The 22,529-nt window shown below is 59.5% G+C and carries 18 protein-coding genes and 4 tRNA genes; 12 read left to right on the top strand and 10 right to left on the bottom strand.

Going from position 1 to position 22,529, the window contains the following annotated elements:
* Positions 1 to 122: 122 nt before the first annotated feature.
* Positions 123 to 2,945 (bottom strand): beta strand repeat-containing protein, encoded by a 2,823-nt coding sequence (locus ADU59_RS18075; RefSeq protein ID WP_068955548.1) that lies wholly within the window; start codon positions 2,943 to 2,945, stop codon positions 123 to 125.
* Here ADU59_RS18075 and ADU59_RS30300 point away from each other — a divergent pair.
* Entirely contained in the window at positions 2,944 to 3,237 is a 294-nt protein-coding gene (locus ADU59_RS30300) for a hypothetical protein (protein WP_139093191.1), read from the top strand. The genes ADU59_RS18075 and ADU59_RS30300 overlap by 2 nt on opposite strands.
* A gap of 574 nt (positions 3,238 to 3,811) precedes the next feature.
* On the opposite strand, the gene sthA is transcribed toward ADU59_RS30300, so the two are convergent.
* Complete coding sequence (gene sthA, locus ADU59_RS18080) at positions 3,812 to 5,218, bottom strand: Si-specific NAD(P)(+) transhydrogenase (RefSeq protein ID WP_068955549.1); 1,407 nt, start codon at positions 5,216 to 5,218, stop codon at positions 3,812 to 3,814.
* A 304-nt stretch (positions 5,219 to 5,522) separates the two neighbouring features.
* On the opposite strand from sthA, the gene ADU59_RS18085 reads away from it, so the two are divergent.
* Positions 5,523 to 6,542: a magnesium and cobalt transport protein CorA gene (locus ADU59_RS18085; protein WP_068955667.1), complete on the top strand. Its 1,020-nt coding sequence runs from the start codon at positions 5,523 to 5,525 to the stop codon at positions 6,540 to 6,542.
* Positions 6,543 to 6,554: 12 nt separating this feature from the next.
* Here the strand turns inward: ADU59_RS18085 and radC are convergent, their stop codons facing one another.
* The 4 genes from radC to phaC are packed head-to-tail and all read right to left on the bottom strand — an operon-like array spanning position 6,555 to position 10,804.
* The gene (gene radC / locus ADU59_RS18090; RefSeq protein ID WP_068955550.1) at positions 6,555 to 7,346 is read right to left on the bottom strand and encodes a RadC family protein; all 792 of its coding nucleotides are present in this window, start codon (positions 7,344 to 7,346) and stop codon (positions 6,555 to 6,557) included.
* 8 nt (positions 7,347 to 7,354) lie between these two features.
* Complete coding sequence (map, locus tag ADU59_RS18095) at positions 7,355 to 8,182, bottom strand: type I methionyl aminopeptidase (protein ID WP_068955551.1); 828 nt, start codon at positions 8,180 to 8,182, stop codon at positions 7,355 to 7,357.
* Between the two features lie 30 nt (positions 8,183 to 8,212).
* Positions 8,213 to 8,932 carry a DNA/RNA nuclease SfsA gene (gene sfsA, locus ADU59_RS18100; RefSeq protein WP_068955552.1) on the bottom strand — a complete coding sequence of 240 codons (720 nt, stop codon included), beginning with the start codon at positions 8,930 to 8,932 and terminating at the stop codon, positions 8,213 to 8,215.
* Between the two features lie 24 nt (positions 8,933 to 8,956).
* A complete protein-coding gene (gene phaC, locus ADU59_RS18105; protein ID WP_068955553.1) occupies positions 8,957 to 10,804 on the bottom strand; it encodes a poly(3-hydroxyalkanoate) polymerase subunit PhaC in 1,848 nt (615 codons plus the stop codon).
* Between the two features lie 148 nt (positions 10,805 to 10,952).
* Between phaC and ADU59_RS18110 the strand changes: the two genes are divergently transcribed.
* From ADU59_RS18110 to recJ, 4 genes are all read left to right on the top strand, one after another.
* The gene (locus tag ADU59_RS18110) at positions 10,953 to 11,315 is read left to right on the top strand and encodes an SHOCT domain-containing protein (RefSeq protein ID WP_068955554.1); all 363 of its coding nucleotides are present in this window, start codon (positions 10,953 to 10,955) and stop codon (positions 11,313 to 11,315) included.
* Positions 11,316 to 11,437: 122 nt separating this feature from the next.
* Entirely contained in the window at positions 11,438 to 12,655 is a 1,218-nt protein-coding gene (locus ADU59_RS18115) for an LL-diaminopimelate aminotransferase (RefSeq protein WP_068955555.1), read from the top strand.
* Positions 12,656 to 12,735: 80 nt separating this feature from the next.
* Complete coding sequence (locus ADU59_RS18120; RefSeq protein ID WP_068955556.1) at positions 12,736 to 14,058, top strand: homoserine dehydrogenase; 1,323 nt, start codon at positions 12,736 to 12,738, stop codon at positions 14,056 to 14,058.
* Between the two features lie 123 nt (positions 14,059 to 14,181).
* On the top strand, positions 14,182 to 15,984 hold the full coding sequence (gene recJ, locus ADU59_RS18125) for a single-stranded-DNA-specific exonuclease RecJ (protein WP_068955668.1): 1,803 nt from the start codon (positions 14,182 to 14,184) through the stop codon (positions 15,982 to 15,984).
* 56 nt (positions 15,985 to 16,040) lie between these two features.
* On the opposite strand, the gene ADU59_RS18130 is transcribed toward recJ, so the two are convergent.
* From ADU59_RS18130 to ADU59_RS18145, 4 genes are all read right to left on the bottom strand, one after another.
* A tRNA-Glu gene (locus tag ADU59_RS18130) sits at positions 16,041 to 16,115 on the bottom strand.
* Positions 16,116 to 16,302: 187 nt separating this feature from the next.
* Positions 16,303 to 16,377, bottom strand: a tRNA-Glu gene (locus tag ADU59_RS18135).
* 137 nt (positions 16,378 to 16,514) lie between these two features.
* Positions 16,515 to 17,816, bottom strand: coding sequence for a D-Ala-D-Ala carboxypeptidase family metallohydrolase (locus ADU59_RS18140; RefSeq protein ID WP_244506458.1), 1,302 nt, complete (start codon positions 17,814 to 17,816; stop codon positions 16,515 to 16,517).
* A gap of 405 nt (positions 17,817 to 18,221) precedes the next feature.
* Positions 18,222 to 18,662, bottom strand: a complete 441-nt coding sequence (locus ADU59_RS18145; RefSeq protein WP_068955557.1) for a VOC family protein — start codon at positions 18,660 to 18,662, stop codon at positions 18,222 to 18,224.
* Between the two features lie 197 nt (positions 18,663 to 18,859).
* Here ADU59_RS18145 and ADU59_RS18150 point away from each other — a divergent pair, with 197 nt between their 5' ends.
* From ADU59_RS18150 to ADU59_RS18175, 6 genes are all read left to right on the top strand, one after another.
* Positions 18,860 to 19,438 (top strand): cold-shock protein, encoded by a 579-nt coding sequence (locus tag ADU59_RS18150; RefSeq protein ID WP_068955558.1) that lies wholly within the window; start codon positions 18,860 to 18,862, stop codon positions 19,436 to 19,438.
* Positions 19,439 to 19,441: 3 nt separating this feature from the next.
* Positions 19,442 to 19,924 carry a DUF192 domain-containing protein gene (locus ADU59_RS18155; RefSeq protein WP_068955559.1) on the top strand — a complete coding sequence of 161 codons (483 nt, stop codon included), beginning with the start codon at positions 19,442 to 19,444 and terminating at the stop codon, positions 19,922 to 19,924.
* A gap of 102 nt (positions 19,925 to 20,026) precedes the next feature.
* A tRNA-Pro gene (locus ADU59_RS18160) sits at positions 20,027 to 20,103 on the top strand.
* Positions 20,104 to 20,349: 246 nt separating this feature from the next.
* The gene (locus tag ADU59_RS18165; RefSeq protein ID WP_037211987.1) at positions 20,350 to 20,655 is read left to right on the top strand and encodes an ETC complex I subunit; all 306 of its coding nucleotides are present in this window, start codon (positions 20,350 to 20,352) and stop codon (positions 20,653 to 20,655) included.
* A 42-nt stretch (positions 20,656 to 20,697) separates the two neighbouring features.
* Positions 20,698 to 20,774, top strand: a tRNA-Arg gene (locus tag ADU59_RS18170).
* 308 nt (positions 20,775 to 21,082) lie between these two features.
* Positions 21,083 to 22,492 (top strand): SGNH/GDSL hydrolase family protein, encoded by a 1,410-nt coding sequence (locus ADU59_RS18175; protein WP_068955560.1) that lies wholly within the window; start codon positions 21,083 to 21,085, stop codon positions 22,490 to 22,492.
* Positions 22,493 to 22,529 lie beyond the last annotated feature (37 nt).

Raw genomic sequence — 22,529 nt, forward strand, 5'->3', positions numbered from 1 at the left:
GGCCGTCCCGAAAGGGGCGGCCTTTTTCGTTGTCACGGGCTTTCCATACGCCTCGATGGTGCTGAAAAGATCTTTGGAAATCATGAAATCTGCCCCAGCAAATTGCTGGGGCAAATTCTGGCTTAGACAATCAGGAAGTCAGCATTTGTCAACGCTAGGCCGGTACTCACCTTCGCAAACAATACGCTGCCACCCGCACCAGTGCCATTGGAGTCATAGTAAAGTTCGCCGGTGTCGCTTTCGTAGATGATACGGTCGGAGGCATCGCCTGCGAGGCCCGTCGTGTTGGATCGGAATGCCGATGCTGCGAGCACGCCAACTGCGCCGATCGCGGTAAATATTGCGTCGTCCAAGGAGATTGTGTCCGCGGACACATTGAAGTCCGTAATGGTATCGACGTTTGTGGTCGCGCTTAGCGCCCTGTTAAACGCGAATGTATCATTGCCGGAGCCGCCGGTCAGGGTATCGTTACCCCCGTATCCTTTCAGGACATCGTTGCCGGCGCGACCGAGTATCGTATTGTTGCCGTTGTTTCCGTAAAGAGAATCGTTGAAAATGGAGCCGGTCAGATTTTCAATCGATGAGTAGGTGTCACCGGCGGCTTGACCAGTGTTGACCGTTGCGTCTGATAGGCTCGCAATGACGGCAGAGGTCGCGTCGAAATAGGAGGCTGTGTCTGATCCGGCACCGCCGGACAGTATATCCGCACCATTGCCACCGTTGAGCGTGTCGTTTCCGTTCTCGCCAGTCAGCGTGTCGTTGCCGGAAAAGGCCCTGATCGAATCGTTTCCGTCACCTCCCTTGATAGTATTGACACCAGAAGTACCATTCAGGTTGTCGTTGAAATTAGAGCCGGTGAGGTTTTCAATCGACGAGTATGTATCACCGGCGGCTGCGCCGGTGTTGATCGTAGAGTCCACCAAGCTTGCAGTGACGGCAGCGGCCGCGTCGAAATAGGAGGCGGTATCTGAACCGGTGCCGCCGGACAAGGCATCCGCGCCATTGCCGCCGACCAATGTGTCATTTCCGGCGTCTCCAGACAAAGCGTCGTTGCCGGAGCGGCCTTCAAGCGTATTGCTCGCTGTGTCGCCGGTGATGACGTCGTTGAGTGAGCCGCCGGTAACGTTTTCGACACCGGAAACCGTCAGCGCCGGACCGAAAGTGCCGCCAACACTGTCAAACACCTGCAGCGTGCCTGCTCCAAGATCAATGTTGATGCGCTGGTTGGTGTAAGCGAACACGTAGCGATCGGTCCCGCTGCCTCCCACGACGTTGTCAGCAAATTGGCCGTCACGGACAATGATGGTGTCGTTGCCGGCGCCCGCATTGATCGTGTCCGTCGAGAAGCCGCCTTCGATCGTGTCGTTGCCGTCGAGCGCGGTGATGATGTTCTCATTGCTGTTGCCAAAGATCTTGTCGGCGTTGTTGGTGGCGATGATGTTTTCGAAACCGGTCATGGTCTCACTGTCTACCGCATCGGAAGCAAGGCCGTTGAGGAGGTCGAAGGTCGCGCCGGAGACGCCCGAGAGGCTCCAGTCGATTGTATCGTTACCATTGCCACCGTCATGAACATCATCATTGATCGGCGAAACGACGATCAGCGTGTCGTCACCGTTGCCGCCGAAATATTGCTTGATGCTGCCGCTCTCCGTGATGATGTCATTTCCGTCGTGGCCGAAAACCTTGCTGGCACTGCCGTTTGCGGTAAAGACATCGTTGCCGATCGTGCCTACTTGCTCGGAGTTTGGCGCGTAGACGGCAGTCGTGTTGACGGTATCGCGGGTGTCCATGATTTTCACGCGGATATCGCCACCGTCATTCCAGGTGACCGAGAAGCGGCCGTCTTGGAAGGCTGCCAGCTCAATTTCGGTAATTGAGGTACCGCCACTGTTGTCGACAACGAATTCACCGGAAACCGTGAACACGTTCTGGCCGGAGACGCTGTAGCGCTGGCCGACGATCTGGCCGCTGGTGTCGTCATCCCAGACGAGAATGAAAGTGCCGTCGGCAAGGCCGATGACGGCTGGCTCGTTCTGGGAATTGGCCAAAGAGGTGACGCCCGCGTTGAAGGGACCACCACCGGTCAGTGCGGCCCCATTGCCGTCGAAGACGCGGAATTTGATGTCGCCCGCGTTGGAGCTGATCGCATATGCGACAACAAAGCCACCGCCGGCGAGCGCAGTAACCTGCGGATCGTTAAACTCGGTTCCAGAGTCTACGGTGCCGCTGGTAACCGCGACGCCGGTGCTGTCGCGGATATCAAACAATATGGAGTCGTTGGCCGGTGACGGATTGTTGTTGCTGTAGACGATGACGTAGTTGCCGTTGGTCATGGCGGCCACGTCCGGTCCGCTAGCGTCCTCGCCGGTCCCTGTTGCACCGGCGAAGAGGGTGATTTCAGCGCCCACCGTGTTGGTCGTCGGATTGTAGGTGCGGATGATAATGTTGTCGGAACCGTCAGCGTTGACAGTGTGATAGGCCGCGAGCACCGATGTCGATGATACCGAAGCGATCGAAGGATCTTGTGGGTTCGGGGCGCCGTTGTCGAAGAAGAGATCGTTGCTGCCGACCGATGTAACCACGAAGGTAGCCGGGTTGAAGCTGTAGGTCTCAATATCGAGGTCGTCGAAGCTTCCCAACTCATCGTAGGCAATGACGAAGCCGCCATCGCTCAGTGCTGTTACCGTCGGATTGAACTCGCTGTCACCAGTATTGCGTGTATTCAGGCGAATTTCGTCTGTGACTGCATTCCCCTGTGAATCGAAAATCCGGCCGATGATATCAGTGCCGGCCGGTGATCCGGGAACGGACGAATCGTCGCTGTCGGTCCAGACAACCAGGAAGTAGCCACTGGCGAGTTGGGTGATGACAGGATCGGATTGCGACCCTGTCGCGTTGAGGTTGGCGATGAAGTCTTCGCGCCAGGTTACAGGAGTGTTGGGCATGGTACATTTCTCCGATAAATTGCGTAATGCGCCCAATGCGCATCACTTCTCTTTCGAATGCTTGTCCTGCTGTTTCTTCTGCGCTTTCGTGACGGCGATCGGCGGACGCGAAAGCATATTTTCGGCAATACTCTTCCGTGGATCGGCCGCAGGGAATCCAGCCGAAACTCTTCGCATTACCGTCATTGGTAGCCGATGGAATATTCTTGGAGTGGGAGCGTATCTGCGGCTTCGTCATGCATTTGCGTCGTCGATTCAAAATTCGATCCGTAATGGCGAAATCAAACTTTAATTTTAGCAGAGCAATTGAAGTGACTGCCGTCAGAAACGGAGGGAGCTTAGTCCGGAGGCTCGTCAAAAGCCTGATGTATCGGATAATCCGTTCTGCCCCAAGACTGTTGAAGCAGAAGAAGTAAATTCCCTCGCACCCGGTTTTTCATCACACCTCCCTCGATGCGCCGGATCTCCCGCCCGGCGTTACATCAACTGTCGTTGTTTGACGCAGTTTCTCTTGTAGAAGCAAAGTAGTACGGAGTCTGGAAATGTTCTTAATTGTTATTTTTGAATATTATTTATTTAATATAAAAGCTTGTGTGGTGTTGTCTGTATAATTCTGATGTTGATCAATATTTCAGAAAAACTCTAAGAGAATGACGCTTGTCTGTAATGGTTTATTCGTGTGCCGAGAGAAAAATACTGATATTTAAATTATGCATTCAAGAGAATAAAATTGAGAATTCCACTCGGCTTATTCCGTAGAAGATATTATTTTAAGCTAATTTAGTAGGTTTGACAAGCCTATAGCCTCGCGCTTGGAATTTCTCGCGCACGTAGCCATGTTGCGGCCTTACGGTCTTAGAATGGGCTTACGCCTTCGCGCCGATCTCGCCCATCCGGTTGCCGGCGTCGAGGCCTGCGATCTTGTAGGCTTCGGCCAGTGTCGGGTAGTTGAAGGTGTTTTCGACGAAATACTCGACGGTGCCTTTCAGGTTGAGCACAGCCTGTCCGATATGGACGAGCTCCGTCGCACCTTCGCCGACGATGTGGACGCCGAGCAGGCGCCGGGTCTTCAGCGAGAAGATCAGCTTCAAGAGCCCCGAATCGAGCCCCATGATGTGGCCGCGCGATGTCTCCCGGAAGCGGGCGATGCCGCATTCATAAGGAATACCGCGCTCCTTGACCTCTTCCTCGGTCAGGCCGCAGGTCGAGATTTCCGGTACGGCATAGATGCCATAGGGGAAGAATTTCGGCGGTTCCTTGGCGATGGCGCCGACGGCGACGCGGGCTGCGATGCGGCCCTGTTCCATCGAGGTGGAGGCAAGGCTGGGGAAGCCGACGACGTCGCCCGCCGCGTAGATGTTCGGAACCGAGGTCTGGAATGTTTCCGGATTGACGCTGAGCCGCCCGCGGCTGTCGGCTTCAAGGCCGGCTGCTGCCAGATTGAGCGAATCCGTTGCGCCCATGCGGCCTGCGGCGAACAAGACCATTTCGCAGCTGATCACGCGGCCGCTGTCGAGCGTGATCGCGCATTTGCCGTCGGGCGTCCGCTCCACCTTGTCTGCCTTTTGCCCCAGATGCAGCTTCATGTTGCGGTCGCGCAGCTGATAGGTGAAATCCTCGACGATTTCCTTGTCGATGAAGTCGAGCATGGTCGCCTTCGGATCGATCAGCGTCACCTGCGTATCCAGCGCGCTGAAGATCGTCGCATATTCGATGCCGATGACGCCGGCGCCGATGACAGCCAACGAGCGCGGCAGCTCCTCGATTTCCAGAAGCTCGTCGCTATCGAGCACCGTCTTTCCGTCGAACGGAATGTAATCCGGACGGAAGGGTTTGGTGCCGACGGCCAGCAGGATGCTGGTTGCGGAAACCTGGATGATTTCTCCGTCTTCCTTGGCGATCTGCATCGTCTGCGGGTCGATGAAGCTCGCCTTGCCGCGAATATGCTGGACGCGGTTGCGGGCGAACTGGTGTTCGAGCACCTCGACCTCATGATCGAGCGTGATCAGAAGACGCCGGCGCAGATCGTCGGCGCTGATTTCTTCCTTGACGCGGTAGGCCCGCCCGTAAAAGCCGCGTTCGCGCCAGCCGGTCAGGTTCAGCGCGGTTTCGCGAAGGGTTTTGGAGGGAATGGTGCCGGTATGGACCGAGACGCCGCCGACCCGCTTTCCCTGTTCGATGACAAGAACCTTCTTGCCCAGTTTGGCGGCCTGAATGGCGGCCCTGCGTCCTGCTGGACCACTGCCGACAACCACGAGATCGTACTGGTTCATGGGGCGTTTCCGGTGATGGAGAAAGAATCATTGTGCGCTGCGGCAAATGTCGCTCGCAAGCGTCTATATCGTCAATCTTACAGTTTAATAAAGCTTTATGCGCCGCCATCAGGCTGCGGATGCTTATTTTATGGAATGCGATTATATTTAAGCTGGGAGCAATATGCAGCCCCCGGAAGGGATGCATTTGTACTGTTGATATTTGATACTGGATAGGCCTGACCGGTGACGCCCGGTTTCTGCAACGGGAGAGATGGCGATGGCTTTGCAAGAAACCGGTGACCCGCAGAGACACGAGCCGCTTATGCCTTCGAGCGATGACGCGGGGACGGCTCCCGCCAAGCCCCCGACGCGTCCGGGTGTTGTCGCGGCCGCCGTCTACGAACACGGCCAGCGCATTCTCGATATCGAAATAAAGGATGCGCACACGTGGAAAGGCCGCGACAAGGCGGTGGTCTGGATCGGTCTGCATGAGCCGGACGAGGCGCTGTTGCGGGAGGTCCAGGCAGAATTCGGCCTGCACGAACTTGCGATCGAGGATGCCGGCCATGCCCACCAGCGCCCCAAGCTGGAAATCTATGGCGACGCCATCTTCGTCGTGGCACGCACGGCCCATATGATGGGCGAGGAAATCGTCTTCGGCGAAACGCATCTGTTTGTCGGCCGCGGTTATGTCGTCTCGGTGCGCCATGGCCCTTCGACATCCTACAATCTGGTGCGGCAGCGGTGCGAGGCTTCGCCGGCGGCGCTGGCACATGGCGAGAACTACATCCTCTATTCGATCCTCGATTTCATCGTCGATAACTACATGCCGGTCGTCGAGGGCATCCACGCCGAGGTTGAGGAACTGGAGGAGCGGGTGCTGCGCGACCGGCTCGACAAGAAGGATATCGAACGGCTCTATTTCCTGCGCCGCAGCCTGCTTCGCCTGCGCAATGCCGTGGTTCCGCTGGTCGATGTCTGCCGGCGGCACGAGCATCTCGATCTTCCCGGTATGGACGCGACGCTGCATGCGCTGTTTCGCGACGTTACCGACCATGTGCGCCGCGTGCAGGAGGATATCGACACGTTACGGGAAGTGCTGGCTTTCACCTTCGAAGCCAGCCTGATGATCGGCCAGTCCGAGCAGACCGAGATTTCCCGCAAGCTGGCGTCGTGGGCGGCGATCCTGGCCGTCCCGACGGCGATTGCCGGTATCTACGGCATGAATTTCGAAGACATGCCCGAACTGAAGATCAAGTATGGCTACTTCGTCATCCTCGGGTTCATCATTGTGGTGTGCAGCCTGCTTTACCGGATGTTCCGGCGGGCCAAATGGCTCTGACGCAGCATTCAGTCAGATCAGCCGCAGACTTTTGAGGCTGGCATGGCCATCCTTGCCGATGATGATGTGGTCGTGCACGGTAATCTCCAGCGGCTTGGCGATATCGACGATCAGCCTGGTCATCTCGATATCGGCGCGCGATGGCGCCGGATCGCCGGATGGGTGGTTGTGGACGAGAATCAGGGCCGTCGCAGACAGTTCCAGAGCCCGCTTCACCACTTCGCGCGGGTAGACCGGGGTGTGATCGATCGTGCCGGTCTGCTGCACCTCGTCGGCGATCAGCGCATTGCGCTTGTCGAGAAACAGGATGCGGAACTGCTCGCGGGTTTCATGCGCCATCGCGGCGTGGCAATAATCGATCACGGATGACCAGGAGGCCAGCACCTGTTTGCCTTTGAGGCCGCTCTTCAGCGTGCGATGGGTCACCGTCGAAATGAGCTTCAGGTCGAACGCGACGGCCTCGCCAATGCCTTTGACCTCCTGCAGCAGAGCCGGCGAGGCACCGAAGACGCCGGCAAGCGTGCCGAAACGCTCGAGCAGCGCCTTGGCGATCGGCTTGGTGTCGCGGCGCGGGATCAGTCGGAACAACAGCAGTTCGAGGATTTCGTAATCGGCCAGCGCCGTATCGCCATGCTCCCTGTAACGGGTTCTCAGGCGGTCTCGATGGCCGTGATAATGCGCGTCGTCCTGCTGTACCGCGGCTATCGCGGCCCCTGCGCGTTTTGGCTGCTGCCCGGCGAAAAAGCCCCTCTCATCGGCCGGTTGCGAAGTGTCGCCATCGGGAGAGAAAGGGGGCTTGGTCATTGTATGCCCTATGCTGGCAGCCCCGGACGGTCGAGGCCGCCCGGCGACAGGGTGAAGATCTCGCAGCCATCGGCGGTGACCCCGACCGCGTGCTCGTATTGCGCCGACAGCGACCGGTCACGGGTGACGGCCGTCCAGCCGTCGGCCAGCACCTTCACGTGCGGGCGGCCGAGGTTGATCATCGGCTCGATCGTGAAGATCATGCCTTCGCGCATTTCCGGCCCCTCGTTCGCCCGGCCGTAATGCAGGATGTTCGGGGCGTCATGAAACAGCCGGCCGACGCCATGGCCGCAGAAGTCGCGCACCACCGAGCAGCGTTCGGCTTCCGCGAAGGTCTGGATGGCTTCGCCGATGGCGCCGGTGCGCGCGCCCGGCTTGACGGCGGCGATGCCGCGCATCAGGCATTCGTGGGTGACTTCGAGCAGGCGCTGGGCCGCGCGCTTGATTTCGCCGACCGGATACATCCGGCTGGAATCGCCGTGCCAGCCGTCGATGATGTAGGTCACGTCGATATTGACGATATCGCCTTCACGCAGCGGCTTCTCGTTGGGAATGCCGTGGCAGACGACGTGATTGATCGAGGTGCAGGACGATTTGGTGTAGCCGCGATAGTTCAGTGTCGCGGGCAGGGCGCCGTGATCCATGCCGAATTCGAACACGAAACGGTCGATCTCGTCGGTCGTCACGCCGGGTTGCACCCGGCTTGCCAGTTCGTCGAGGCAGCGCGCGGTGATCTGGCAGGCACGCTTGATCCCGGCAAAATCCTCGGGCGTATAGAGACGGATGACGCCGGTATTCTTGAGGGGCGCTGATGCAGCCTCGATATAAGTGACCATTACAATACTTTCAGTTGTCTTTCTTAAATGTCATAGATCAGCACAGGCGGGTTCGTCCATCGGGATCAGGCCGTCAGGCGCAATTTGCTGCGGCGAAACCCGGCATTTGACGGCAAAGGCTTCAACCCCGCGCTGCATCGCGCGCCGGAATGCCGTGGCATAAAGCGGATCGAGATCGTCGCAGATCCTGAAGGTAGCGCAGTCGTCACGCTGGATGAGGTAGATCATGATGGCGCGGTGACCCGCTTCGACCATGTCGCCGAGCTCTTCCAGATGCTTTGCACCACGGGCCGTCGGGCTGTCTGGAAATTCGGCAAGGCCGGTTGTGCGGCTGAAATGCACGTTCTTGACCTCGACATAGGCGCGGCCGCGCTCCGGATCGGTCAGAAGCAGATCGATGCGGGAGTTGCGGCCGTATTTCTGTTCGCGCTGCACCGTCGAATAGAGATGAAGGTCGCCGATCTGCCCGGCACGGATTGCCTCTTCCGCCAGCCGGTTCGGCAGGCCGGTGTTGATGCCGACGACGGTGTCTGCCACCTCCACCATTTCGAACATATGGCGGTATTTCCGTGTCGGGCTGTCGTGCTCGGACAGCCAGATGCGTGAGCCGGGCGTCGTCAACCCGCGCATCGAGCCGGTATTGGGGCACGAGCCGGTAATCGCGCTTCCATCGTCAAGTACGGCATCGAAGAGAAAGCGTTTGTAGCGCTGAATGAGGATGGCGGGAACCAGCGGCCTGTCGAAAAGCATCTATGTCAAATGTCCGTTGTTTGATCAGGCACGGACATAGGAACCCGGCGCTTCTTCCAAGGAGTTGAGCTGTCCGCCGGTTTTGCGCGCAGGCACCCGCTCGCTGTCCAGCGTTTCGATCCAGGCCTGCCAATGCGGCCACCAGGAACCGGGCGTCTCCTTGGCCGTCTTCACCCAGTCGTCGAAGTCGCCCTTGGCCGGGCCGCCGGTCCAGAATTGGTACTTGCCCTTGTCCGGTGGGTTGACGACGCCGGCAATATGGCCGGAGCCGGACATGACATAGGTCACATCGCCGCCGAAGAACCGGCTGCCGATGAACACCGATTTTGCCGGGGCGATATGATCTTCCTTGGCGGCGAGATTGTAGATCGGAATTTTCACGCTATCGAGCGAGACCGTTTTGCCAGCCAATACCATCTCGCCCTTGGCCAGGTTGTTCTGGAGATAACAATTGCGCAGATAGAAGGAGTGGTTGGCCGCCGGCATGCGGGTGGAATCGGAATTCCAGTAGAGCAGGTCGAAGGCGGTCGGCTCCTGGCCCTTCAGGTAGTTGTTGACGAAATAGGGCCAGATCAGATCCGACGCCCGCAGCATGTTGAAGGCCATGGCCATTTTCGAGCCGTCGAGATAGCCGGTCTCCTTCATCCGCTCTTCCATCTGGGCGATCTGTTCTTCGTCCGCAAACACCTTGAGGTCGCCGGCATGGGTGAAATCGACCTGCGTGGTGAACAGCGTCGCGGAGCGGATACGCGTGTCGCCTTCCTGCGCATGCAGGGCAAGTGTCGCTGCAAGCAGCGTTCCGCCGACGCAATAGCCGATGGCGTTGACATCCTCCTCGCCGGTTGCCTGCCGGATGATGTCGAGGGCAAAGCCGATGCCTTCGCGGGCGTAGGATTCCCAATCCTTGGCCGCATGGCGCTCGTCCGGGTTGACCCAGGAAATGACGAAGACGGTATGGCCCTGGTCCACCGCCCATTTGATGAAGGATTTCTGCGGGTTGAGATCCAGAACGTAGAATTTGTTGATCCAGGGCGGGCAGATCAAGAGCGGCCGTTTCAGCACTGTCTCGGTGGCTGCATCATATTGCAGCACCTGGCAGACGTCGCTCTGGCCGATCACTTTGCCGGGTGTCATGGCGATATTCTCGCCGATGGCGAATTTGCTCGTATCGGTCTGTCGAAGCTTGAGGTCGCCTTTGCCGGCGACGATATCTTCGGCCAGCATCTGCATGCCCTTGACGAGATTGGCGCCACTAGAGGCCACGGTCTCGCGATAGAGTTGCGGGTTGGTTGTGACGAAATTGGCGGGCGAAAGGGCGCTGGAAATCTGCCGCACATAGAAGGCGGCCTTGTGTTTGGTATGGTCGTCGAGGCCTTCGGCATCGCGCACCATCCGGTCTGCCCAGTCGGAGGTGATGAAATAGGCCTGCCGCAGGAAATCAAAGAACGGATTGGCGGCCCAGTCGGCATCCGAAAAGCGTTTGTCGTTGCGGGGCACATCGGCAGCGGGGCTGACAGCGTCGCCGCTCATCTTCTGCAGGGTGCGCGTCCACATGGAGAAGAAGCTCCCCATCAGGTAGGTCTGCGCTTCAAGGGTGCGCCGCGGATCGGAAAGCCAGTATTCGGAGACTTTGGAAAGCGTCTTGACCATATCGACGACCGGATCAGCCACCATGTCGGTCTTTGCGCCGCTTTCGCGCGGGGCGAGCCATGCGGATGCGGCCTTGCCGAGTTGCTCGACCGTGCGCGCGAGGTTCATCGTGAAGGCTTCAGGGTCTTTGAGGATGTAGGGATCGACGGATTTCGGGTCGAAACCGGTAAAACCATCCGCGCTGGCGCCCGTCTGGCCCTCGGTCTTCCTGTCTTCTGCCACCCGGTTTCCTCCACAGATGTTTGTTTGTTTTGTCTTTTTACATTCTGCCTTAAAATGATTACAAGTGCCAGCGCATGTTGGACTCGGGGCGCCTGGCAATCGGCCAACTTCGGACAGAGATTCAACGGTATGTGTCGGGTATGGCGAGATGATGAAGTCGGGGAAAGCAGCAATGATGCGGATGGTGACGGCCTTTGGACTGGCAGGTTTGGCGATTGCCCTTGCCGGCTGCAATTCCACGGCGGTTGACGAGCAGCCGTCGATCTATTCCGCGACAATGGCCAAGCCCATTCCGGCCGATGTCTATCCGGTCATCGAAGGCAAACTGCCCGCAGCAACCACCCAGATGAGCAACGAAGAGGCCGCAAGCCAACAGGCGAAATTGACGGCGCTCGGGTCCGCCCGCTCGTCCGGTGCGATCTCGGAAGCCGAATATCAGCGCCGCCTGAAGGAATTGCAGCTGCTCGCCGCCAACCACGGTGCCGACACGTTGAAGCAGATACAGAATTAGCACTTGCGTTTCGGCTGATTTGGACGCAAAGCGTTTCGTGGCCGCGTGGGCCTGATTGCACCGCGCGCGTCTCCTTGCACGCATGATTCCAGCATGGGGACAGCGCAAGACGAGGTTTAGAGATGGAAGAGTTTCACAAAGTCCGGCGTTTGCCGCCTTACGTTTTCGAACAGGTCAACCGTTTGAAAGCCAGCGCGCGAGCGGGTGGAGCTGATATCATCGACCTCGGTATGGGCAACCCGGATCTTCCGACGCCGCAGTCGATCGTCGACAAGCTGTGCGAAGCCGTCCAGGATCCGCGCACGCATCGTTATTCGTCCTCCAAGGGCATTCCCGGTCTTCGCCGCGCGCAGGCCGCCTATTACGCCCGCCGTTTCGGCGTCAAGCTGAACCCGGATACGCAGGTCGTGGCGACCCTCGGTTCCAAGGAAGGCTTCGCCAATATGGCGCAGGCGATCACCGCGCCCGGCGACGTGATCCTGTGCCCGAACCCGACCTATCCGATCCATGCCTTCGGCTTCCTGATGACGGGCGGCGTCATTCGTTCGATTTCGGTGGAGCCGGACGACACGTTCTTCCCGCCGCTGGAGCGGGCGATCCGCCATTCGATCCCCAAGCCGATCGCGCTGGTGATCAACTATCCGTCCAACCCGACGGCGCATGTGGCGACACTGGATTTCTACAAGGAAGTCGTCGCGTTCGCGAAGAAGCACGACATCGTCATCCTCTCGGATCTGGCTTACTCGGAAATCTATTTCGACGGCGTCCTGCCACCGTCCGTTCTGGAAGTTCCAGGCGCGATGGACAACACGGTCGAATTCACCTCGATGTCGAAGACGTTTTCCATGCCCGGCTGGCGCATGGGCTTTGCCGTCGGCAACGAACGCCTGATCGCCGCCTTGACGCGGGTCAAGTCCTATCTCGACTACGGCGCCTTCACGCCGATCCAGGTGGCCGCGACCCATGCGCTGAACGGTGACGGTTCCGATATCGCCGAGGTGCGCAATATCTACAGGCGCCGCCGTGATGTGCTGGTCGAAAGCTTCGGCAAGGCCGGCTGGGACGTGCCGCCGCCGGCAGCCACCATGTTCGCCTGGGCGAAGATTCCGGAAAAGTTCCGTCATCTCGGCTCGTTGGAGTTTTCCAAGCTTTTGGTCGAAAAGGCCGATATCGCTGTTGCTCCCGGCATTGGTTTCGGCGAACAGGGTGACGACTATATCCGTATCGCGCTCGTTGAAAACGAACACCGGATTCGCCAGGCTGCCCGCAGCCTGAAGAAGTTCCTTTCGACGGCTGACGACACGTTGCACAACGTCATTTCGCTGAACGCGCATCGCTGAGGCGCCGGGTTTTCCGGTTCTTCTTTGAAATCTGCTCCGCCGTTTCAGGCGGAGCGCTCTCGACATGTTAGGAATTGTGTATGGCAGATGCCCTTAAAATCGGCATTGCGGGCTTGGGAACCGTTGGTGCCTCGCTGGTGCGTATTCTTCAGGAACGCCACGAAGCGCTGGCGACCACATGCGGCCGGGCAATCGAAATTACTGCCGTTACGGCACGCGATAGGAACCGCGACCGCGGTGTCGATCTCTCCGCCATGACCTGGCACGACGATGCGCTGTCGCTGGCTGAGACTGCCGATATCGACGTTTTCGTCGAACTGATGGGTGGTGCGGGCGAGCCGGCTTTGTCCGCCGTCAAGGCAGCGCTGTCGCGCGGTGTGCATGTGGTGACCGCCAACAAGGCGCTGCTTGCCGCCCACGGCATCGCGCTTGCCGGTCTTGCCGAAGAGCATGGCGCGCTTTTGAACTACGAAGCTGCGGTTGCCGGCGGCATTCCCGTGATCAAGGCGCTGCGGGAATCGTTGACAGGCAACACGATTTCGCGCGTCTACGGCATCATGAACGGCACCTGCAACTACATCCTCACCAAGATGGAGAAGGAGGGGTTGTCCTTCGAGGCCTGCCTCAAGGAAGCGCAGCGCCTCGGCTACGCCGAAGCCGATCCGGCCTTCGATATTGAGGGCAATGATACCGCCCACAAGCTGTCCATCCTGACGAGCCTGGCCTTTGGAACGGCGATTGCCGCCGATGACATCTATCTCGAAGGCATCACCAATATTTCGATCGACGATATCCATGCGGCGGCCGATCTCGGTTACCGTATCAAGCTGCTCGGCGTTGCCCAGCGCACCGATAGCGGTATCGAGCAACGCGTCCACCCGACCATGGTGCCGCTCGAATCGGTGATTGCCCAGGTTGATGGCGTCACCAACGCGGTGGCGATCGAATCCGATATTCTCGGTGAATTGCTGATGGTCGGCCCCGGCGCCGGCGGCAATGCGACGGCATCCGCTGTGCTTGGCGACATCGCCGACATCGCCAAGAGCCGCCCGGGCGCCCAGCATGTACCGGCCTTCGGCCGTCCGGTCACGGCGCTTTTGCCGTACAAGCAGGCGCAGATCCAGAGCCACGAGGGCGGATACTTCATTCGCCTCAAGGTTCTCGACAAGACTGGTGTGTTTGCAAGCATCGCAACGCGCATGGCCGAAAACCGCATCTCGCTCGAATCGATCGTTCAGCACTCGAAGCACCCGGTCGAAACCGGCGAGCCGCAGACGATCATCCTCGTCACCCATGCGACGACCGAGGAATCGGTGCGCAAGGCGGTGGCAGCGATCAAGAGCGAAGGCTATCTCGTCGGCGACCCGCAGGTGATCCGTATCGAACGGCCGAAGACGGCCTGATCCAGTCGCCGATGCATTTTTCGCGGCCCCATCCGGTTATCCATCCGGGTGGGGCCGCTTTCGTTCCGGTTTGCGAAGGACGCAAAACCCGGCTACGAACAGTCTCAAAGTCACAGGTGTATGATGAGCGAATTGCCAGATCCCGTGCAGCGGGCGTTTCTCAATGTGGAGCGGTCGGTGACCGGGCAGCGCTGGGTGTCGCGGCTAGATCAGGCCGGGCAGAACCGCGCGCTTGCGATCAGCCAGGTGCATGGCTTCTCCGATCTCATCGCCCGCGTGCTGGCCGGGCGGGGAGTGACGATGGACGATGCGGTGGCATTCCTCGATCCGACCATCCGCGCGCTGATGCCGGATCCCGAAACTCTGACGGACTGCGGCAAGGCCGCCGCGCGCATTGTCGCTGCGATCAAGGCGCGTGAAAAGGTGGCCATCTTCGGCGACTACGATGTCGATGGCGCCGCGTCCTCGGCGCTGATGTTCCGCTTTCTGCGTCATTTCGGCATCGAGGCCGAAATCTACATTCCGGACCGCATTTTCGAGGGCTACGGCCCGAACCCGGCGGCGATCAATCAGTTGATCGACAATGGCGCGCAGCTGATCGTCACCGTCGATTGCGGCTCAACCAGCCACGAATCGCTGGCTGCCGCTGAAGTGCGCGGCATCGATGTCGTGGTCATCGATCACCATCAGGTCGGCGCGCAGCTGCCGCCCTGCGTGGCGCTGGTCAATCCGAACCGGGAAGACGACCTGTCGGGGCAGGGGCATCTCTGCGCCGCCGGTGTGGTCTTTCTCGTTCTCGTCAACACGATGCGGCAGTTGCGCGAAAGCGGCGACAGGCGGGTGTCCTCCTTCGATCTGCTGGCCCTGCTGGATCTCGTCGCCCTGGCGACCGTGTGCGACGTCGTGCCGCTCAAGGGCTTGAACAGGGCCTATGTGGTCAAGGGGCTGGTTGCCGCCCGGCATATGCAGAATCCGGGATTGTCGGCGCTGTTCCGCAAGGCCGGGCTTGGCGGCCCGGTCACGCCCTATCATTTCGGCTTTCTGATCGGTCCTCGAATCAATGCCGGTGGCCGGATCGGCGATGCGGCTCTCGGCAGCCGGTTGCTGACGCTGGACGATGAAAATGCCGCCGAAACGATCGCCGCCAAGCTTGATGAGCTAAACAAGGAACGCCAGGTGATGGAAATCGCCATGCTGGCCGAAGCCGAGGCCGAAGCGCTGGCCGAATACGGTACCGGCGAATCGGCATCCATTATCGTGACGGCGCGTGAAAACTGGCATCCCGGCATTGTCGGCCTGCTGGCGGCCCGCCTGAAGGAGAAATTCCGCCGCCCGGCCTTTGCAATCTCTTTCGATCCGAACGGCAAGGGAACGGGATCGGGCCGGTCGATCAGTGGCTTCGACATCGGAAAGATCGTTCGCGCCGCGGTGGATGGTGGCCTGTTGGTCAAGGGCGGCGGCCATGCCATGGCGGCGGGCCTGACGGTCGAGCGCGCGAATCTGGGCAAGCTGCGGCATTTCTTCGAGGAACGGACCGGGAATGCGATCAAGGATCTCGTCTCGACCGAAACGCTGAAGATCGACGGTGCGTTGGGGGCTGCCGGTGCCAATCTGGCGCTGATCGATCAGCTCGAACAGGCAGGCCCGTATGGGGCAGGGCATCCGCAGCCGATCTTTGCATTGCCGGCACACCGCTTGCGCGATTCGCGGCAGGTGGGTGCCAATCATGTGAAGGTGACGCTGGAGGGCCAGGATGGTTCGCGGGTCGAGGGCATCGCCTTCCGCGCGCTGGAAACGCCGCTCGGCGATCTGCTGCTGTCCGAGCGCGGCACGACGATCCACGTCGCCGCATCGATATCAGCTGATCTATGGCAGGGAACGAGGCGTGTTCAGCTGCGCGTTATCGATGCCGCAAAGGCTCTCTGAGCCGGGCGGTTCTTCGTGGTGGAAACGTCTTCAGTGTATGGGGAATTGAAAGACCATGGTACGCCCTAGGGGAGTCGAACCCCTCTTCCCAGAATGAAAATCTGGTGTCCTAACCGATAGACGAAGGGCGCATCAGTGGTGTGGGCGTCTTATAGTCAGGCGCCTTGAATGCTGCAAGCGCTAATTCGCATTTTTTGACGATTTTTCGCAGTAAAAACAGAGCTGAAGGAAAACCCTTCAAAGACGCAAAAACACCCGTCAGCAAGGCGCTGCTGCGGGGGAGAGTACGAATATCGATGCTGAAGGGGAGGTTCACAATGGTACGCCCTAGGGGAGTCGAACCCCTCTTCCCAGAATGAAAATCTGGTGTCCTAACCGATAGACGAAGGGCGCAGCCGTTGTGTGGGCGTCTTATAGTCAGGGCTTTTGAATACCGCAAGCGGCAAATTTCATTTTTCTGTAAAAAAGCCCTGATAAAGCGCGGGTTGTTGATAATATTGGAAATGTCGAACGATAACAGAGGGTTGCCATCAGCCCCTGCGGCGGCGGCAGCGCCAATTCCAGTCGCGCTCTTCGCCGGTGTCGATATGGACCGATTCCGTGTGGCAATAGGTTCCCACGCCGCCGCGCCCCGGAATGGTGCGCAGATAGGCGGCAAGATCCCATTTGCCGACACCGGGTACCTGGATGTCAGCGGCCTGACAGGTCGTGTGAAGCGAATGCCGGCTTCCGCCGGCGCTGGCATTGTGCTTCAGGTCGCGCAGACCGGATGTTACCATGACCTTGCGGCCGTAATGGTTCTCGACGACCTTCAGAACCTGCAGCAGTTCCGGCTGGAAACAGCCCGTCTCCACTTTTTCCGTCTGCAGCCAGAGGCCGTTCGGCGCAAGGCGGGCCAGACCGGGCAGGGAGGCCATTTCGACCGTAGCGCTCTCATCGTCATGGCCCGGCTCTGAATCGTCCGTGGTCGCAAACATCGACGTTGTCCGCACGCCGGGAAGTGCTGTGAACCCGAGCGCGGCAATCTGCTGCTGTTTCATGTTGGCGGCGGCAAGCGTCTTCTTAGCCGGTGCCTTGGCAAATCGATCGTCATTGAATTGATTGCGGCTCTTGCGCTTGGCTGCGAACAGCCCGGCCAGCGTCAGGCTTTTTTCCGTTCCATCCGTCTTGTCTCCGTCATCAGGCACGTTTCCCGAATCGGGAAGGACCGCCACCGCGCTGTGGGCCGTACCCGCGGAGGCTGCACTTGAGGGGATAGGGACGGCGACGGGAAGCGGGGTGGTGTCAGCGCCTGGCTCGGCACTTGCCACTTGCTGTACGGCCGGTACGGTACCTTCAGTGTTGCTCGCACCTTCGAGCGGCAGCACGACCGGAGCCGTCGCCGGCTGGCCGCTGTTGAAAAGACTGTTTGTGGCGGGATTGACACCGGTGGCTTGCCCGACGGGCAGCGGCGCATGGTCTCCGGCGGCATTGGCATTCTGTGTCTGGGTGGCAAAGATGCTGTTCGATGTTGCCTTGAGGCCGGTGCTTTGCATGGTCAGCGACGCCGGCTGGCCGTTGGCTTCGGCAGGCACCATCGCATTTGCCTGGGCCGGATATCCGCCCTGTTGCTGCGCATTGGCACCGACGGCGACGACCTGTTGATCTTCATAAGTGCCAGGCCCTGTCTGTGCAGCGTCAGCGGATGCAGCTTCGGGAACTGCCTGGTCCTCCGCCGATGCCGTTTCTTTCGCGGCCGTGACGCAACCGGACAAGGCCAGTACCGAGACGGTGAGCGCGAGTGCGCAGCCTAAACCGCGAATCGTCGCTGCTGTTTGCAGAACATCACGCAACGTTGGATCCCCACTCAATGCGGGCCGGGCGACATCTGCTGCCGTCATGGCCATTCATTTGGAAGTCGCAAACCGCGTATCGGCGCGTGCCCTGTCAGGGCTGTGCGCGCCGCTCCCTCGCGGTCTGACCGGTTCAACCGGAAGCAGGATGCACGCCAGCCTCCAGCGGCGGTTCGCATCCCATCCCTTAACGTTTCGTTCAAATATTAGTGAACGCGCCGTTGTTTGTAAACCTGCACTGACGCAGGCGGCATTTCTCCGCCTGGTTTTCCGGAATTTCCCACCGTCTGAGGGCCGAGGTGGTCCGAAATGATGCAGGCGATATCCAATGATTCGGCCCCTAAGAGCCGGACTGGAAGACTGGATATCGCCCGGCCGCATTGCGCGGGGCTTACCAAACGCCGGTTACCAGGCGCCGGTATTGCCCATCGATGCCCAGGGCTCCTGTGATGGAAGGTTCTCGCCCTTCTGCAGGATTTCGATCGAAATGCCGTCCGGCGAACGGACAAAGGCCATATGACCGTCGCGCGGCGGCCGGTTGATGATGACGCCGTTGTCCATCAGGTGCTGGCAGGTCGCATAGATATCATCGACCTCATAGGCGAGGTGACCGAAATTGCGCCCGCCGGTATATTCCTCCGTATCCCAGTTGTAGGTGAGTTCCAGGCAGGGCGACAATTCCGTCTTCGCACGGTCGAGATCGCCGGGGGCCGCGAGGAAAACCAGCGTGAAACGGCCCTTTTCGTTGTCGTAGCGGCGGATTTCCACAAGGCCGAAAAGTTCGCCCCAGAAGTGAAGTGCGGCGTCCAGATCTTTGACGCGAACCATCGTGTGCAGATAACGCATTGTAATGTCCCTCTTTTGCTGAAGATGGCGTATATGTAGCTGACAACCAGCCAGAGGCAAGGCTCGCAGGCTATCGCTGGCCGACTGCAAATTTCATCCGAGGGCTTGCACAATTGCGGCGGGACGATGTTATTCTGACTGTCAAGAATCAGTTAACCGTAATGATGTGACGCGTAAGTCGAGGGGCTGGACAGGCAATGGCGGACAGGATTTCAGCGAAGGGCGTCACGCCGGATGACGATTTTGGCAATGACGCACTCGATCTGATTGAAATCACCGGCGTGATCAAGTGGTTTGATGTCGCCAAGGGATTCGGCTTCATCGTGCCTGACAACGGCATGCAGGATGTTCTCGTGCACGTCACCTGCCTGCGTCGCGACGGCTACCAGACGGTGCTGGAAGGCGCGCGCGTCGTCGCACTCATCCAGAAGCGCGACCGCGGCTATCAGGCCTTCCGCATTCTCTCCATGGACCAGTCGACCGCGATCCATCCGTCACAGCTGCCGCCGGTCAAGACCCACGTTCAGGTGACGCCGACCAGCGGGCTGGAACGGTGCCTGGTCAAGTGGTTCAACCGCACCAAGGGTTTTGGCTTCCTGACGCGCGGCGACGGCACCGAGGACATCTTCATCCATATGGAAACCCTGCGCCGCTTCGGATTGACCGAGTTGCGCCCGGGGCAGACCGTGCTGGTCCGGTTCGGCGATGGCGACAAGGGCCTGATGGCGGCCGAGATTCATCCCGACGTGCCGGCGCCGACCGGTCGGGCCCACTGAGCGATGGCGGGGTTCCTGCGCCTTTCCGGAAGCGCCCTTGTGGCGCTTTTTTTATGGCTCGTGCCGTTCTGCGCCACGGCGGCGGATATCACCTTCGACACCGAGCCCTTGCAAATCATCTCCACTGGCGGCAAGATTCACCGGTTCACCGCCGAACTGGCCGTCGATAGCGATCAGCGGGCCCATGGCCTCATGGATCGCCGTTTTATGCCGCGTGATCGCGGCATGCTGTTCGACTTCGGCCAGACGCGTCAGGTGATGATGTGGATGAAGAACACCTATCTTCCGCTCGACATGCTGTTCATCGCCAAAGATGGCAAGGTCGAGACGATTCGTGAGAATGCCGTTCCCCAGTCCGAGGCGATCATCGATTCCCGCGTACCGGTGGCTTTCGTTCTCGAGCTGAACGGCGGCACCGTCCGTCGTCTTGGCATCGCAACCGGCGATATCGTCGACAGCCCGCGCATCTCCGGCGCAACGCCCTGAACGGGCCGTTCCGCATTTGCGGGACAAGCCCCTGTGGGATTGTGCAATTTAGGTGTTGCAGGGGCAGGGGGAAGCGTGTATCTCCCCGCCATCGACGGGTCACGGAGTGTAGCGCAGCCTGGTAGCGCATCTGGTTTGGGACCAGAGGGTCGGGAGTTCGAATCTCTCCACTCCGACCATCGATTTTCCCCTTTAGAACAGCAATGGAAATCGAGGCTTTCGCCTCGCTGGGACGTTGTGCCCTTTGGTTGCGTCATCCGCAGAGTCGGCGCGTTTTCTGCCCGTGAAACGACGGATGCCTGCAAAATCGGCGGATATAGTGCGGCAAGGTCATTCCGTTTTGATCTATTCTGCGCTATGGCAATGCGCAGCGGCCGGCAGCAGTGCGCCGGTGCGATTGAACTATGCTGGAGCCCGCTCAAGATATGTCCGCCAAAATCTATCGACCCGCAAAAACCGCCATGCAGTCCGGCAAGGCCAAGACGCATTTGTGGGTTCTCGAGTTCGATCAGGAAACGCCACGCACGATCGATCCGATCATGGGATATACGAGCTCGGCCGATACGCGTCAGCAGGTCAAGCTGACATTCGAGACCGCTGAGCAGGCCGTGGCCTATGCCGAGCGCAACGGCATCGAATACCGCGTCATCGCGCCGAAGGAAGCGACCCGCAAGAGCGTCTCCTACAGCGACAATTTCCGCTTCAGCCGCACGCAGCCCTGGACGCATTGATCCAAGGCTTATACTTTCCGGAGGCCAACGCCTCCTCCAAGCGGCCCCTTAGCTCAGCTGGATAGAGCACCTGCCTTCTAAGCAGGTTGTCGCAGGTTCGAGCCCTGCAGGGGTCGCCAATTCCACTTTCAGATATTTGATTTCATTGAAAATGTAGGCGCTCAAGGATTTTGGAGTGCCCCATATGCTGTTTCGGTCCTCATCGGGGCTGACCGGCAGTGGCTTCCAGTTCCCATGAACCGTTCAAGACCGACACCGGAATGAGCCTCGCTCAAGGCCACTCCCTCGGTCGTTCCGCCCCACGCGCAGGCGCTTGCCGGCCGCGCGCGCAGGACCTACAACTGCCACAGACATTAAACGGCGGCACTGTTTTGGATGGCCGTAATTATTTTTATTGCAATAATTTTTAATATACGAGGATTTCAGAATGGGCGACATTGCCAGTGTGTTTGGCGTGCACGATATTGCATTTGAACGGGCGCAATATGCCGCTCTGTCCCGGTTTCACCGTTGGAAGCTCGGTTTTACCACGTTGCGCTCCATTCCGGAGGTGATGGATTCTCCACCGGTGATGACGGTCGGTGCTGCGGGCGCGGCCAGTTTAATCAGCGGATCGACCATACCCGGCTGCGGCAAAGACGATGCGCGAATGACGCGGCTGGGTGGAACCTTCGAGGACAGCGGCGCCTACAAGAGAGGCGCGCGCGGCGGTGTGCGTTATCGTTTCATCTTTGACGGATCGCGCTTCGACTACCGGATTCGCTCCTATCTCGGGCAGGGCTCCGTCACCCTCTATGTGGATGGCAAGCCCGTGTCCAAGGCCCTCTTCTCAGAGGAGCATCCGGGGCTGAACGATGACACCGAGCATTTTATCCTGCTGGATTTCGGGACCGATGTTTTGACCTACGGGCTGGTCAGTCCAGCAATCCTGAACGCCGGTTCCGGCTACGCCGCGGGCGACGTCATTACTTTGGCTGGCGGCATCTTTACCACGCCTGCTCAGCTGCGTGTGACCGGTGTGAAGGCCGGCGCGATCACGGCAGCAGCAATCCATCGCGCGGGCGTTTACAGCGTTGCACCGGACACGATGAGGCAGGCGAACGCGACGGGATCGGGAGCCGGCGCCGCCTTTACCACGGCTTTCGCCGGGCTTCACACGACGAAACGTGCTCGAAAAATCGAGATGATCCTGGGGTTCGGCGTCCGTTTCGCAGGCATCAACGTTGATCCCGGCGTCAGCGTTCTTCCGTGGGCGGAGAATACGGAAGCCACCAAGCTGCTGATTGCCGGCGACAGCGTGACACAGGGATTTTTCAACACATGGGAAGGCGGCAACTGGTCGCGCCAGGTCGCCTATATGCTGGGGCTGGAGGAGCGCTTCGTCCAGTATGGCACCAGCGGACGTGGCTTTCTGAAGAACACGCCTTTCTCGCTCGATACGCCGGGGATTATCGATCTCGCACCAGACATGCTGGTCATTGCGGACGGCTTCAACGACATGTTTCAGTTTGCCGCCACCGGGGCAGCCTTGAGGGGCGATGTCACGGCAAGGCTGAACGAACTGCTGACGGCATTGCCGAACGTGCGGATTGTCGGCATCAGCCCCTATTATGACACCACCAGTTCGAAGGCATGCACTGCCGCCATCGCGGCAGGTTACGCGGCTGCGTCGGATCAAAGTCGCGTTCGCTTCTACGATTTCGCCGCGACGGGCGCCTATTCCGCGTTCGGGGCCTTCGCTTCGACGGACGGGACGCATCCGGGACAATCCGGTCAGGATTTCCTGGCGGCCGTCCTTATCCCACCGATCGCGAATTTGTTCCTGTCGATGGCGTGAGGGCAACCTGACATCAATGCCGCGTTGCCCCACATCG

Source organism: Pararhizobium polonicum, from assembly GCF_001687365.1.
In the GTDB taxonomy this organism is placed as follows: domain Bacteria; phylum Pseudomonadota; class Alphaproteobacteria; order Rhizobiales; family Rhizobiaceae; genus Pararhizobium; species Pararhizobium polonicum.

Bases quoted from the DNA above. Each gene is read 5' to 3' on its own strand.
- ADU59_RS18145 (WP_068955557.1), bottom strand. From the start codon at position 18,662: ATGCGTTATCTGCACACGATGGTTCGCGTCAAAGATCTGGACGCCGCA.
- ADU59_RS18155 (WP_068955559.1), top strand. From the start codon at position 19,442: ATGGCGGGGTTCCTGCGCCTTTCCGGAAGCGCCCTTGTGGCGCTTTTT.
- ADU59_RS18120 (WP_068955556.1), top strand. From the start codon at position 12,736: ATGGCAGATGCCCTTAAAATCGGCATTGCGGGCTTGGGAACCGTTGGT.
- ADU59_RS18075 (WP_068955548.1), bottom strand. From the start codon at position 2,945: ATGCCCAACACTCCTGTAACCTGGCGCGAAGACTTCATCGCCAACCTC.
- radC (WP_068955550.1), bottom strand. From the start codon at position 7,346: ATGACCAAGCCCCCTTTCTCTCCCGATGGCGACACTTCGCAACCGGCC.
- ADU59_RS18175 (WP_068955560.1), top strand. From the start codon at position 21,083: ATGGGCGACATTGCCAGTGTGTTTGGCGTGCACGATATTGCATTTGAA.
- recJ (WP_068955668.1), top strand. From the start codon at position 14,182: ATGAGCGAATTGCCAGATCCCGTGCAGCGGGCGTTTCTCAATGTGGAG.
- ADU59_RS18165 (WP_037211987.1), top strand. From the start codon at position 20,350: ATGTCCGCCAAAATCTATCGACCCGCAAAAACCGCCATGCAGTCCGGC.
- ADU59_RS30300 (WP_139093191.1), top strand. From the start codon at position 2,944: ATGGTACATTTCTCCGATAAATTGCGTAATGCGCCCAATGCGCATCAC.
- ADU59_RS18110 (WP_068955554.1), top strand. From the start codon at position 10,953: ATGATGAAGTCGGGGAAAGCAGCAATGATGCGGATGGTGACGGCCTTT.
- ADU59_RS18085 (WP_068955667.1), top strand. From the start codon at position 5,523: ATGCCTTCGAGCGATGACGCGGGGACGGCTCCCGCCAAGCCCCCGACG.
- map (WP_068955551.1), bottom strand. From the start codon at position 8,182: ATGGTCACTTATATCGAGGCTGCATCAGCGCCCCTCAAGAATACCGGC.
- sfsA (WP_068955552.1), bottom strand. From the start codon at position 8,932: ATGCTTTTCGACAGGCCGCTGGTTCCCGCCATCCTCATTCAGCGCTAC.
- sthA (WP_068955549.1), bottom strand. From the start codon at position 5,218: ATGAACCAGTACGATCTCGTGGTTGTCGGCAGTGGTCCAGCAGGACGC.
- ADU59_RS18150 (WP_068955558.1), top strand. From the start codon at position 18,860: ATGGCGGACAGGATTTCAGCGAAGGGCGTCACGCCGGATGACGATTTT.
- ADU59_RS18115 (WP_068955555.1), top strand. From the start codon at position 11,438: ATGGAAGAGTTTCACAAAGTCCGGCGTTTGCCGCCTTACGTTTTCGAA.